Source organism: Aminobacter sp. MET-1 (assembly GCF_026521175.1).
Lineage (GTDB): Bacteria > Pseudomonadota > Alphaproteobacteria > Rhizobiales > Rhizobiaceae > Aminobacter.
This window is the reverse complement of record NZ_JAMSHL010000004.1, coordinates 112493-125623: the sequence shown is the minus strand read 5'-3', so window position 1 is coordinate 125623 and position 13131 is coordinate 112493. Positions and strand designations below refer to the sequence as shown.

Annotated in this window: 13 protein-coding genes; 12 read left to right on the top strand and 1 reads right to left on the bottom strand. The window is 64.9% G+C overall.

Translation table 11 applies throughout. The features are described 5' to 3' along the window. Positions 1 to 29 precede the first annotated feature (29 nt). The 6 genes from NDO48_RS07405 to NDO48_RS07380 all read left to right on the top strand — a co-directional run bounded on the left by NDO48_RS07405 (position 30) and on the right by NDO48_RS07380 (position 5925). Positions 30 to 1670: an ABC transporter substrate-binding protein gene (locus tag NDO48_RS07405; protein ID WP_026227680.1), complete on the top strand. Its 1641-nt coding sequence runs from the start codon at positions 30 to 32 to the stop codon at positions 1668 to 1670. Positions 1671 to 1833: 163 nt separating this feature from the next. Continuing rightward, positions 1834 to 2844, top strand: coding sequence for an ABC transporter permease (locus tag NDO48_RS07400; protein ID WP_085941135.1), 1011 nt, complete (start codon positions 1834 to 1836; stop codon positions 2842 to 2844). Continuing rightward, positions 2841 to 3758: a nickel transporter permease gene (gene nikC / locus NDO48_RS07395; protein WP_026227681.1), complete on the top strand. Its 918-nt coding sequence runs from the start codon at positions 2841 to 2843 to the stop codon at positions 3756 to 3758. Before NDO48_RS07400 ends, nikC begins: the two co-directional genes overlap by 4 nt. Next, a complete protein-coding gene (locus NDO48_RS07390; protein ID WP_267321242.1) occupies positions 3755 to 4588 on the top strand; it encodes an ABC transporter ATP-binding protein in 834 nt (277 codons plus the stop codon). The genes nikC and NDO48_RS07390 overlap by 4 nt, the downstream gene beginning before the upstream one ends. After that, positions 4585 to 5334: an ABC transporter ATP-binding protein gene (locus NDO48_RS07385; protein ID WP_267321241.1), complete on the top strand. Its 750-nt coding sequence runs from the start codon at positions 4585 to 4587 to the stop codon at positions 5332 to 5334. The genes NDO48_RS07390 and NDO48_RS07385 overlap by 4 nt, the downstream gene beginning before the upstream one ends. Positions 5335 to 5484: 150 nt before the next feature. Continuing rightward, a complete protein-coding gene (locus NDO48_RS07380; protein ID WP_267321240.1) occupies positions 5485 to 5925 on the top strand; it encodes an RbsD/FucU family protein in 441 nt (146 codons plus the stop codon). A gap of 152 nt (positions 5926 to 6077) precedes the next feature. Here NDO48_RS07380 and NDO48_RS07375 read toward each other — a convergent pair whose 3' ends face one another. After that, positions 6078 to 6860 carry an IclR family transcriptional regulator gene (locus tag NDO48_RS07375; RefSeq protein WP_267321239.1) on the bottom strand — a complete coding sequence of 261 codons (783 nt, stop codon included), beginning with the start codon at positions 6858 to 6860 and terminating at the stop codon, positions 6078 to 6080. A 121-nt stretch (positions 6861 to 6981) separates the two neighbouring features. On the opposite strand from NDO48_RS07375, the gene NDO48_RS07370 reads away from it, so the two are divergent. From NDO48_RS07370 to NDO48_RS07345, 6 genes are all read left to right on the top strand, one after another. Further along, a complete protein-coding gene (locus NDO48_RS07370; protein ID WP_267321238.1) occupies positions 6982 to 7731 on the top strand; it encodes an SDR family oxidoreductase in 750 nt (249 codons plus the stop codon). Between the two features lie 14 nt (positions 7732 to 7745). Further along, positions 7746 to 8630 carry an amidohydrolase family protein gene (locus NDO48_RS07365; RefSeq protein ID WP_267321237.1) on the top strand — a complete coding sequence of 295 codons (885 nt, stop codon included), beginning with the start codon at positions 7746 to 7748 and terminating at the stop codon, positions 8628 to 8630. Next, on the top strand, positions 8627 to 10156 hold the full coding sequence (locus NDO48_RS07360) for a sugar ABC transporter ATP-binding protein (protein WP_267321236.1): 1530 nt from the start codon (positions 8627 to 8629) through the stop codon (positions 10154 to 10156). Before NDO48_RS07365 ends, NDO48_RS07360 begins: the two co-directional genes overlap by 4 nt. After that, entirely contained in the window at positions 10153 to 11151 is a 999-nt protein-coding gene (locus NDO48_RS07355) for an ABC transporter permease (protein ID WP_267321235.1), read from the top strand. Before NDO48_RS07360 ends, NDO48_RS07355 begins: the two co-directional genes overlap by 4 nt. A 99-nt stretch (positions 11152 to 11250) precedes the next feature. Then, positions 11251 to 12198, top strand: a complete 948-nt coding sequence (locus tag NDO48_RS07350; RefSeq protein ID WP_018430404.1) for an ABC transporter substrate-binding protein — start codon at positions 11251 to 11253, stop codon at positions 12196 to 12198. A 62-nt stretch (positions 12199 to 12260) separates the two neighbouring features. Then, the gene (locus NDO48_RS07345) at positions 12261 to 13115 is read left to right on the top strand and encodes a fumarylacetoacetate hydrolase family protein (RefSeq protein WP_267321234.1); all 855 of its coding nucleotides are present in this window, start codon (positions 12261 to 12263) and stop codon (positions 13113 to 13115) included. Positions 13116 to 13131: the final 16 nt, after the last annotated feature.

The window sequence follows — 13131 nt, the reverse complement described above, 5'->3', positions numbered from 1 at the left end:
CACTTCGTCAACTTGGGGAACTGAAAGACATGTTTATCGGAAAAATGAACGGGCACTTCCGTCTGATGCTTGCTGGCGCAGCCCTGTCGGTCATGGCGCTTTCCGCGCCGGCACTGGCCGTCACGCCTGCCGACACGCTGGTCCAGGCCTGGGCCATCGACGACACCATCACGCTCGACCCGGCCGAGTCCTTCGAACTCAGCCCGGCCGAATTCCTTGGCAACGCCTATGACATGCTGGTGCGTCTCGACATCAACGACACCACCAAGGTACGTCCCGGCGTCGCTGAAAGCTGGACCGTCTCCGACGACGGCCTGACCTACACCTTCAAGCTCAAGCCAGGCCTGAAGTTCGCCTCGGGCAACCCGATCACTGCCAAGGACGTCGCCTGGTCGTTCGAGCGCGTCGTCAAGCTCGACAAGAGCCCGGCCTTCATTCTCACCCAGTTCGGCCTGACCAAGGACAACGTCACCGAAAAGGCCAAGGCCGCCGACGACAACACCTTCGTCTTCACCGTCGACAAGTCCTACGCGCCGTCCTTCGTGCTGAACTGCCTGACCGCCACCGTCGGCGCCGTCATGGACAGCAAGCTGGTGCTCGAGCACGTCGCTCCGGTCACGCCGACCGACGACTACAAGTTCGACAACGACTTCGGCAACGGCTGGCTGAAGACCGGCTATGCCGGCTCGGGTCCGTTCAAGATCCGCGACTGGCGCGCCAACGAGATCCTCGTCCTCGAACGCAACGACAACTATTACGGCGAAAAGGCAGCCCTTGCCCGCGTCATCTATCGTCACGTCAAGGAAAGCGCGACGCAGCGCCTGATGCTTGAGGCCGGCGACATCGACGTGGCCCGCAATCTCGAGCCGGGCGATCTCGAAGCCATCTCCAAGAAGGCCGACCTGACCACCACCAGCGCGCCCAAGGGCACGGTCTACTACATCAGCATGAACCAGAAGAACCCGAACCTGGCGAAGCCCGAAGTGCGCCAAGCGTTGAAGTATCTGGTCGACTACGACGCCATTGGTTCGACCCTGATCAAGGGCATCGGCGAGATCCGCCAGACCTACCAGGCCAAGGGCGTGCTCGGCGCACTCGACTCCAACCCCTTCACATTCGACGTCGCCAAGGCCAAGGAACTGCTCGAAAAGGCAGGGCTGAAGGACGGCTTCACCGTCACCATGGACGTACGCAACACCCAACCGGTGACCGGCATCGCCGAGTCCTTCCAGCAGACCGTCGGCCAGGCCGGCATCAAGCTCGAGATCATCCCCGGCGACGGCAAGCAGACGCTGACCAAGTACCGCGCCCGCAACCACGACATGTATATCGGTCAGTGGGGCATGGATTATTGGGATCCGAACTCCAACGCCGAGACCTTCACCTCCAACCCGAACAATGCCGACGACGGGACGGTGAAGACGCTGGCCTGGCGCAACGCCTGGGACGTGCCGGAGCTGACCGAGAAGACCAAGGCCGCCTTGCTTGAGCGCGACAACGATAAGCGCGCCACGATGTACAAGGAACTGCAGCAGGCAGCCCTCGACACCAGCCCGTTCGTCCTCGTCTTCCAGCAGACCGAGGTCGCCGGCCTGCGCGGCAACGTCAAGAACTACAAGCTCGGGCCGAATTTCGACTCGAATTTCGTCGCTCCCGTGACCAAGGAATGATCCTTCGCGACGGCGCGTCCTCAGGGCGCGCCAAGCACCGCTGTAACCATGCGAGTCTGCGCATGACCTCCGACCTCAGGGGGTCGTGCGCAAAAGGATCTGACCATTGAGCACCGCTGACACACAGACGCCAGCGAGGCGCGCCAACCGGCGCGCCTCCGCCATTCTCAAGGCGGTCGCCAGTTTCCTGGTGATCGTTGGCACCACCTATCTCGGTCTTCTCGCCGTGACCTTCTTCATCGGCCGCGTCGTGCCCATCGATCCCGTGCTCGCCATCGTCGGCGACCGCGCGCCGGCGCATGTCGTCGAGCGCACGCGCATCGAGATGGGTTTCAACCTGCCCTACTACCAGCAGTTCTATCTCTACGTGAAAGGCGTGCTGTCAGGGGATTTCGGCACTTCGGTGCTGACCACAAATCCCGTCATGGCCGACATCCGCCGCGTCTTTCCGGCAACGATGGAACTCGCCACCCTCGGCACGATCATCGGTGCTGCCGTCGGCATTCCGCTCGGCGTGCTGGCCGCGGTCAAGCGCGACAGCCTCGCCGACCAGATCGTCCGCATCATCGGCCTCATCGGCTATTCGGTGCCGATCTTCTGGCTCGGCCTCCTGGCGCTGTTGGTGTTCTACGCGCGCCTCGGCTGGACTGCCGGCCCCGGCCGCATCGACGTGGTGTTCGAATACACCTTCACCCCGATCACCGGCTTCTTCCTGCTCGACGCGATGCTCAATCGCGACTGGACCGCCTTCAAGGATATCTTCGCCCACATCATCCTGCCGGCCTCGCTGCTTGGCTATTTCTCGCTCGCTTATATCAGCCGCATGACGCGCTCCTTCATGCTGAACGAGCTGAGCCAGGAGTACATCGTCGCAGCGCGCGCCAAGGGCCTGTCCGAGCGCCGCATCATCTGGGGCCACGCGCTGCGCAACGCCGCCGTGCCGCTGGTGACAGTCATTGCGCTTTCTTATGCCGGCCTGCTCGAAGGCTCGGTGCTGACCGAGACGGTCTTCGCCTGGCCCGGCCTAGGCCTCTACATCACCAACTCGCTGCAGAATGCCGACATGAACGCGGTGCTCGGCGGCACTATCGTCATCGGTTCGGTCTTCATCGGCATCAACCTGCTGTCGGACCTGCTCTACCGCATGCTCGACCCGAGGACGCGCATCCGATGAGTGACACCGCTATGACCCGCCGCGAATGGCTTCTCACCGACCGGCCGCAATCGCGGACGCAAGCCCGACTTGGCCGCGCCTATCTCACCTGGCAGCGCTTTGCGGCCAACAAGCTGGCTCTCATCGGCATGCTGATGATCTTCGGCCTGCTGTTCGTGGCGGCCTTCGCGCCGCTGCTGGCGCCCTATTCGCCCTACATCGGCGACCTCAAGAACGCCCGCCTGCTGCCACCGAGCTCTACCTACTGGCTCGGCACCGACGACCAGGGCCGCGACATCCTCTCGCGCCTGATCTACGGTTCGCGCCTGACGCTGCAGGTGGTGGTGCTGGTCGCCGTCATCGCCGCCCCCATCGGCCTGCTGGTCGGCACGGTCGCCGGCTATGCCGGCGGCTGGGTCGACGCGGTGCTGATGCGCATCACCGACATCTTCCTCGCCTTCCCCAAGCTGGTGCTGGCGCTGGCCTTCGTCGCGGCCCTCGGACCCGGCATCGGCAACGCCATCATCGCCATCGCGCTGACGTCATGGCCGCCCTATGCGCGCATTGCACGTGCCGAAACGCTGACCGTGCGCAACTCCGACTACATCGCCGCCGTCAAGCTGATGGGCGCCTCGCCGATGCGCATCGTGCTGCGCCACATCATGCCGCTCTGCATCTCCTCGCTGATCGTGCGCGTCACGCTCGACATGGCGGGCATCATCCTAACTGCCGCCGGTCTCGGCTTCCTCGGCCTAGGCGCCCAGCCGCCGCTGCCCGAATGGGGTGCGATGATCGCGTCTGGTCGTCGCTTCATCCTCGACCAGTGGTGGGTTGCCGCCGCACCCGGTGCCGCCATCCTCATCGTCAGCCTCGGTTTCAACCTGCTCGGCGACGGCCTGCGCGACGCCCTCGATCCCCGGAGCAGCGGCCAATGAGCGACCTGCTCCACGTCGAGGACCTGCGCGTCCAATTCCCCACCCGCTCCGGCACGGTGCAGGCGGTGCGCGGCGTCACCTTCTCGCTCGGCCAGGAACGCCTGGGCATCGTCGGCGAGTCGGGTTCCGGCAAGTCACAGACCGGCCGCGCCATCATGGGACTCACGCCAGAGCATGCCCATATCTCGGCACAGCGGCTGGAGTTCAGCGGCATCGACCTGCTCAAGGCCTCGGCCGGCGAGCGGCGGGCGCTGCGCGGCAAGCGCGTCGCCATGATCCTGCAGGATCCGAAATATTCACTCGATCCGGTCATGACCATCGGCCGCCAGATCGTCGAAACGCTGAAGACACATGAGCGGGTCTCGACGTCGGAGGCGCGCTACAAGGCGCTCGACATGCTGGCTGCGGTCCAGATCCGCGATCCCAAGCGTGTCTTCGATCTCTATCCGCACGAAGTCTCAGGCGGCATGGGCCAGCGCGCCATGATCGCCATGATGCTGATCGCCGGCCCTGAACTTCTGATCGCCGATGAGCCGACCTCGGCGCTCGACGTCACCGTCCAGCTCGACATTCTGCGCATCCTCGACCGCCTCGTCATCGACCGCGGCATGGGCCTGGTCTTCATCTCGCATGACCTGCGCCTGGTCTCGACCTTCTGCGACCGCGTCATCGTCATGTATGCCGGCAAGATCGTCGAGGAGCTCAAGGCCTCGGAGCTGTCGCAGGCCCAACACCCCTATACGCAAGGCCTGCTCAACTGCATGCCCAGGATTGGCGCGAACAGGCATCCGCTGCCGGTGCTCGACCGCAAGCCGGAGTGGATGCTGTGACCCATGCCCTCTCAATCGACAGACTGCGCGTCGTCTATGACGACTTCATCGCCCTGAGGGATGTCAGCCTCACCGTCAACGCAGGCGAATCCTTCGGCCTGGTCGGCGAATCCGGCTCGGGCAAGTCGACGCTTCTGCGCGCCGTGGCCGGCCTCGCGCCCGTCTCCGGCGGCACCATCGACGTCTCCGGCCAGCGCCTCGGCAAGGTCAGGGACAAGACGTTCTACCGCCAGGTCCAGATGGTGTTCCAGGACCCTTACGGCTCGCTGCATCCGCGTCAGACGGTCGACCGGCTGCTGCTGGAGCCGCTCGACATCCATGGCTTCGGAGACACCGAAAAACGCATCCTGCGCGCCCTCGACGAGGTCGGCCTCGGTTCGAGTTTCCGGTTCCGCTATTCGCACCAGCTGTCGGGCGGCCAGCGCCAGCGCGTCGCCATTGCCCGTGCGCTGATCCTCGAACCGTCGATCCTGCTGCTCGACGAGCCGACCTCGGCCCTCGACGCCTCGGTCCAGGCCGAAGTGCTTAACCTGCTCGAACAGGTGCGCCGCGACCGCAAGCTCACCTTCATCATGGTCAGCCATGATCTTGGCGTCATCACCCATATGTGCGAACGCCTGATGGTCATGCAGGGCGGCCAGGAGGTCGAGCGGCTGCAGGCCGGCGACCTCGCCACGCGCAACGTGGCGCAGGACTACACGCGCAACCTGCTCGTCGCCTCCGAAGGTTTTGTGCGCGGCGCGTAGGCGATTCCGGGGCGACGGGAGCCGTTTCCCGCCCGAAGGAAACGCAAGAACGGGCGGCTTGCGCGCGGCCTCACTTGCCTGCAATTCTGGGCCTGCAATTCTGGAGTGCAGGGGCAGCCGCTCCGCATCCTCAACCGCACAGGTGAAAAAATGCTCCTTGGCATCGACCCGCTGCTCGGCCCCGACGTCCTCTACGTGCTCCGCGCCATGGGGCACGGCGACGACCTGATCATTGCCGACGCCAATTTTCCGGCCGACGCGATGGCCAGGCAGACCGTCTTTGGCCGGCCGCTGCGCATCGATGGCGACATCGTCAGCGTCATGAAGGCGGTGCTGTCGGTGATGCCGGTCGACACCTTCGTCGACGACGCCTTCGGCCGCATGGAAGTGGTTGGCAAGCCGGACGAAATCCCCGAGGTCCAGCGCGAGGTCGGCAAGCTGATCGCGGGCACGGCCACGAAGATGGTCGGCATCGAACGCTTCGCCTTCTACGAGCGCGCCAAGAAAGCCTACGCAGTCATCCAGACCCAGGAACGCCGCTTCTACGCCGACTTCGCCGTGCGCAAGGGCGTCGTGCCGCCGGGGGCGTGAAGTCCACCCTCATTGGCACAAGGCCAGCAATTCCCTTGAAGGGGGCGCAGCCGTCCCTCATTCGCCTGCCGGCACCTTCTCTCCGTCCTTACGGGTGAGGGTGATGGGTTGCGCAGAACTCTCCGATGCTCAGAGCTAAAGCCCCTGCCTGCCTACGACAGCGACAGCTTCGCCGCCACATCCTTGAGCAGCACCAGCGTCTGATCGATATCGGCCTGCCGGTCATCAAGTCGTTGTATGTAGGGACAGGTCAGCACCGCGATGGCAAATCCGTCGGACGACAGGATTGGCACCGAGATGTCCTCGATGGCCCGCATCTGCTGGCTCGGCCCAACACGGTGGCCCGTCTCGTGATAGGCCTTCAGCACCGGCTCCAGCTTTTCCCGCGCTTCGGCCATCGCAGTCCCCTCCCAGCGCGCAGCCGCCTCGGATTGCGAATGCTCGTCCTGGAAGGCCAGCAGGATGTGCCCTGAGCTGGTGGTCAGAAGATCGATGTGAGCGCCGATGCGGATGCCGAATTCCCAGTTGCCGGGCGGGCTGGCATGCGCCACCACGAGCGCCGCGTCACGGTCGGGCGCCACCAGATGGCATGACTGGCCGGCGGCGATCGAGAACGCATCCATCAGCGGCTGGGCGCGGGCCACCAGACGGCGCACCGGCGGGTGGCGGTGGGCGAGGATGAACAGCTTCATCGTCAGCGCGTAGCGATCGCCCTCGGGCGAGCGGCTGACGAAATCGCGCGCCACCAGGCGTTCGAGCATGCGATAGACCTCGCTCGGTCCGCGCCCCATCGCCTCGCCGATCTCGGCGCGGGTCAGGCCACCCGGCTGCTCCGACAGCAGCTCGAGAATGTCGAGCCCCTTGTCCAGTGCCGGCGCGCGGTAGCGCTCGTCCTTGTCCACGCTGTTGGCGGTCTTTGCCGGCCCTTTTGGCATGACGCGAAATCCTCCCGGTCGACCGGCTTCACGATTCCCCATTGCAAGGCCGGTTCATTTATGAATAGTATGTTCGTATATAGACAGAAGCGCAAGCAGTTTGCTGGGAGGAGCGACGGTTATGCGACTAAGCGGGAAACGCATTTTCATTTCCGCCGCTGCCCAGGGCATCGGCCGCGCCAGCGCGCTGGCCTGCGCCAATGAGGGCGCCCGTGTCATTGCCACCGACATCAATGATGACGCGCTCAAAGCGCTTTCGGCCGAGCACAAGAACATCGAGGCACACCGTCTCGATGTGCGCGACGCGAAGGCCGTAGCAAGCTTCGCCGCCGGCCAGTCCCCGCTCGACGGGCTCTTCAACTGCGCCGGCTTCGTCCACAACGGCACGATCATGGACTGCAGCGACGAAGACTGGGATTTCAGCTTCGACCTCAACGTCAAGAGCATGTACCGCACCACCAAGGCATTCCTACCCGGCATGCTCGAACGTGCCCAAGAGACCGGCGCGGTGTCGATCCTCAACATGGCCTCCATGGCCTCATCGATCAAAGGCTTCCCCAACCGGCTGCTCTACGGCGCCACCAAGGCAGCCGTGATCGGCTTCACCAAGGGCATGGCTGCCGACTATGTGCGCCGCGGCGTCCGCTGCAACGCGCTCTGCCCCGGCACCGTCGACACCCCCTCGCTGCGCGGCCGCATCGCCGCCGCCGCCGATCCGGTGCAGGCCGAGAAGGACTTTATCGCCCGCCAGCCCATCGGCCGGCTCGCCACCGTCGACGATATCGCGCCGCTGGTCGTCTACCTGTTGTCCGACGAGTCGCGCTTCGTCACCGGCCAGGCGGTCCTGGTCGACGGCGGCGTCACGATTTAGGCGGAGCGGCGGCCATGATCGCAAGGATCGACGGCCACTGCCACTACTGGGCGCTCAAGCGCGGCGACTATGGCTGGCTGACACCAGACGCCGCTCATCTCGCCCCGATCTACCGCGACTTCGGCGCAGTCGACATGCGCCCGTTGGCGCGGGCCGCCGGTATCGCCAGGCGCATCCTCGTCCAGGCAGCGCCAACGGTAGCCGAAACGCAGTTCCTGCTCGACCAGGGCCGCGACGACACTGATGTCGCCGGCATCGTCGGCTGGGTCGACCTGTCGTCTTCAGACAGCGTAACCACCCTCGAACGTTTCGCCGCCAATCCGATTTTCAAAGGCGTGCGGCCGATGCTGCAGGATCTTGATGACGTCAACTGGATCGCCACCCGCCCGAACGCAAAAACCGTTGCCGCGCTGAAGCGTCTTGGCTTGCGTTTCGATGCGCTGGTGCTGCCCCAGCATCTCGAGTCGCTCCGGCGCTTCGTCGAGATGCATCCTGACCTGCCGGTCGTCATCGACCATGCCGCCAAGCCCTCCTTCGCCGCTCCCACCGATGACCCGCGCCACGCACTGTGGAAGCTCGGTATGGCCGAACTGTCAGCCCATCCGCATCTCTGCTGCAAGCTCTCGGGCCTGCTGACCGAACTGCCGGCCGAAAGCCGGTCGACGCCCGAGGCGGCGGTGGCTGCCTTGCGCCCCACCGTCGACGGCCTGCTCGGCTGGTTCGGGCCGGATCGGCTGATCTGGGGCTCGGACTGGCCGGTGCTGACGCTGGCCGCCCCGTTCGCCTTCTGGGACGAGGTCACCGCCCGCCTGCTCGATGGCCTCGGCCAGTCAGAGCGCGCGGCGATCCTCGGCGGCACAGCAGCCCGTTTCTACGGCATCGAGGGAGGCCGCGCATGACCGCCCTCGTTGCGATGAAGGACATCGAAAAATCCTTCCCCGGCGTGCGCGCCTTGCACAATGCCCAGCTCGACCTGCGCCCGGGCGAGGTCCATGCGCTGATGGGCGAAAACGGCGCCGGCAAGTCGACGATGATGAAGATTCTCGCCGGCATCTATCGCCGTGACGGCGGCGAGATCCTGCTCGACGGCAAGCCGGTCGAAATCAACTCGCCGCGCCAGGCGCAAGACCTCGGCATTGGCATCATCCACCAGGAACTCAATCTGATGCCGCATCTGACGGCGGCGCAGAACATCTTCATCGGTCGTGAGCCGCGCAAGGCCGGCGGCCTGTTGCTCGACGAAGCCAGGCTCAACGCCGATGCGGCCGAGATCTTTGCCTCGATGCACCTCAAGCTCGACCCGCGCACGCCGGTCGGCGGGCTGACGATCGCTCGCCAGCAGATGGTCGAGATCGCCAAGGCGCTGTCCTACCGCTCGCGCGTGCTGATCATGGACGAGCCGACGGCAGCCCTGAACGACGCGGAGATCAACGAGCTCTTCGCCATCATCGCGAGGCTCAAGGCCGAGGGCGTCGGCATCGTCTACATCTCCCACAAGATGGATGAGCTGAAGCGCATCGCCGACCGCGCGACCGTCATGCGCGACGGCGAATACATCGGTACCGTTCCCGCAGCCGAGACCCCGGTCGAAAAGATCATCGCCATGATGGTTGGCCGCGCGCTGTCGGACGAACGCCCAGTCGTGCCCGACCATTCCAATTCCGAGGTCGTGCTCGAGGTCAGGAACATCAGCCGAGGCAGCGAGATCCGCGACGTCTCCTTCTCGGTCCGCAAGGGCGAGATCCTCGGCTTCGCCGGCTTGATGGGTGCTGGCCGCACCGAAGTGGCGCGCGCCATCTTCGGCGCCGACCGTCGCGACCACGGAGACGTCTTCATGCACGGCAAGAAGATCGACATCCGCAAGCCCGAGGACGCGGTGCGCGCCGGCATCGGCTACCTCTCGGAGGATCGCAAGCATTTCGGCCTCGCCACCGGCATGGACGTGCGCAACAACGTCGTGCTCGCGAGCCTTTCCCGCTTTGCCGGCCCCGGCGGCCTGCTCAGGGAAGCGGCCATGCAGCAGGCCGCCGTCCGCTACATCGACCAGCTCGCCATCAAGACGCCGTCCGACCGCCAGGAAGTGCGCCTGCTCTCAGGCGGCAACCAGCAGAAGATCGTCATCGCCAAATGGCTGCTGCGCGACTGCGAGGTGCTGATCTTCGACGAGCCGACGCGCGGCATCGACGTCGGCGCCAAGAACGAGATCTACAAGCTCTTGAACGCGCTGGCCCAGCAGGGCCGCGCCATCATCGTCATCTCCTCCGAGCTGCCCGAAGTGCTGAGGCTCAGCCACCGCATCGCCGTCATGTGCGAAGGCCGGCTGACCGGCATCCTGCCTTCCGGTGCCTCGCAGGAGGAGATCATGCATCTCGCCACCTTGAGGGGCGAGCAAAACAATAAGCCGGCAAAGGGAGAGGCCAAATGAGTGCGACAGCATCGACCGCGAACGTCTCGACAGGCGCCCGCTTCTCGGGCGCGCAGCACCGGCTTCTGGCCTTCGCCAGCCTGATTGCACTGGTCGTCGTCTTCTCCATTGCCTCGCCCAATTTCATGCAGACGTCCAACATCATCGCCATCCTGCAGGCGACGTCGGTCAACGGCGTGCTGGCGATCGCGGCAACACTGGTCATCATCACAGGCGGCATCGACCTGTCGGTCGGCACGCTGATGACCTTCTGCGCCGTCTGTGCGGGCGTGGTGCTGACCTTCTGGGGCATGCCGCTCGGCCTCGGCGTGCTGGCCGCGATCCTCGCGGGCGCCTGCAGTGGCACTCTATCCGGCACCTTCGTCGCCAAGCTCAAGATCCCGCCCTTCATCGCCACGCTCGGCATTATGCTGATCCTCAAGGGCCTGTCGCTGGTGATCTCCGGTACGCGGCCGATCTATTTCAACAACACGCCCGGCTTCACCCAGATCTCGCAAGGCTCGTTGATCGGCACCGTCCTCCCAAGCCTGCCCATCCCCAACGGCGTGCTGATCCTGTTCCTGGTCGCCATCGCGACGAGCTTCGTCCTCGAGCGCACGATTCTCGGCCGCTTCACCTTCGCACTCGGTTCGAACGAGGAAGCGGTCAGGCTTTCGGGCGTCAACACCGACCGCTGGAAGATCGCCGTCTACGCGCTTGCCGGCTCGATCTGCGGCATCGCCGGCCTGCTCATCGCCTCGCGCCTCAACTCGGCCCAGCCCGCCCTCGGCCAGGGCTACGAACTTGACGCCATCGCAGCCGTCGTCATCGGCGGCACCTCGCTCTCGGGCGGCCGCGGCACCATCATCGGCACGCTCATCGGCGCACTCATCATCTCCGTGCTCGCCAATGGCCTGCGCATCCTTTCGGTCGCCCAGGAATGGCAGACCGTGGTCACCGGCTCGATCATCATTCTCGCCGTCTACACCGACATTCTGCGGCGCCGCAGGCTTTGAGGAAGGCTTGCTTCGCGCAGCCCGTTGCTGCGCCAACACCAAGAAGAGAGCGAACACGCTCCAGGCAATTCGCATCGAAAATGAACATCAGGAGGAAACATGTTCACTAGACGCACCGTGCTCGGCGCCATTAGCGCTGCAGCCATCCTGGGCTACGGCTCGAGCTTCGCGCTGGCCCAGGACAAGATGTACATCCCGCTGATCTCCAAGGGCTTCCAGCATCAGTTCTGGCAGGCCGTGAAGGCCGGCGCAGATAAGGCTGCCGCCGATCTCGGCGTCACCGTCACCTTTGAAGGCCCGGATTCGGAATCGCAGGTCGACCGCCAGATCGACATGCTGGCGGCAGCCCTTGCCAAGAAGCCGGCAGCCATCGGCTTCGCCGCGCTCGACAGCCAGGCAGCGATCCCGCTCCTGCAACAGGCCAAGGACGCCAAGATCCCTGTCGTCGCCTTCGACTCCGGTGTCGACAGCGACATCCCGGTGGCCACCGCCTCGACCAACAACATCGCCGCCGCAGCTCTCGCCGCCGACAAGATGGCCGAGCTGATCGGCGACGAAGGCAAGGTCGCGCTCGTCGTCCACGACCAGACCAGCCGCACCGGCATCGATCGCCGCGACGGATTCGTCAACCGCATGAAGGAAGCCCACCCGAAGGTCGAGATCGTCGCAATCGAATATGGCGAGGGCGACCATCTCAAGTCGACCGAAATCACCAAGGCGATCCTGCAGGCCAACCCCGACCTCAAGGGCATGTTCGGCGCCAACGAGGGCTCGGCCATCGGCGTCGTCAACGGCGCCAAGGAACTGGGCCGCAAGCTCGTCATCATCGGCTACGACTCGGGCGCCCAGCAGAAGGCGGCGATCCGCGACGGCCAGATGGCCGGCGCCATCACCCAGAACCCCGTCGGCATCGGCTACAAGACCGTCGAGGCCGCGGTGAAGGCGGCCAAGGGTGAAGCGGTCGAAAAGCACATCGACACCGGCTTCTACTATTACGACAAGTCGAACATCGATAAGCCAGAGATCGCAGCAGTCCTCTACGACTGACGCATCCAATCCACCGGAGGCGGCCCGCCGCCTCCGGTCTCTTCCAACCAAGGTGATATCAGATGAAACTGCTCCGCTACGGCCCCAAGGGCAATGAAAAGCCAGGCCTGCTCGACGCCTCCGGCCGCGTTCGCGACCTCTCAGGCACCGTCGATGACATTGCCGGCGACGTGCTTTCGCCCGAAGGCCTCGCTCGCCTGCGCGGCATCGACCTCGAGACGCTGCCGTTGGTAGCCGGGACGCCGCAGCAAGACCTGCGCCTCGGCGCCTGTGTCGGCCGCATCGGCAAGTTCATCTGCATCGGTCTCAACTATGCCGACCACGCCGCGGAAACGGGTGCTGCCATCCCCGCCGAACCCATCGTCTTCAACAAGTGGACCTCGGCCATCGTCGGTCCCGACGACGACGTCGAAATCCCGCGCAATTCGGTCAAGACCGACTGGGAGGTCGAACTCGGCGTCGTCATCGGCAAGCCCGGCCGTTACATCGAAGAGGCCGACGCCATGAGCCACGTCGCCGGCTATTGCGTCGTCAACGACGTTTCCGAACGCGAATTCCAGATCGAGCGTGGCGGCACCTGGGACAAAGGCAAGGGCTGCGACACCTTCGGCCCGACCGGTCCCTGGATGGTCACCGCTGACGAGGTCGCCGACCCGCAGAACCTCAAAATGTGGCTCGACGTCGACGGCAAACGCTTCCAGGACGGCTCGACAAAGACCATGATCTTCTCGGTCCGGCAGGTGGTCGCCTATCTCAGCCGCTTCATGAGTTTGCAGGCCGGCGACGTCATCTCCACCGGCACACCGCCCGGCGTCGGCCTCGGCCAGAAGCCGCCTGTCTATCTCAAAGCAGGCCAGACGATGACCCTTGGCATCGAAGGCCTGGGCACGCAGAGGCAGCGCGTCGTCGCCGCCTGAACCATTGGAGCGGGAT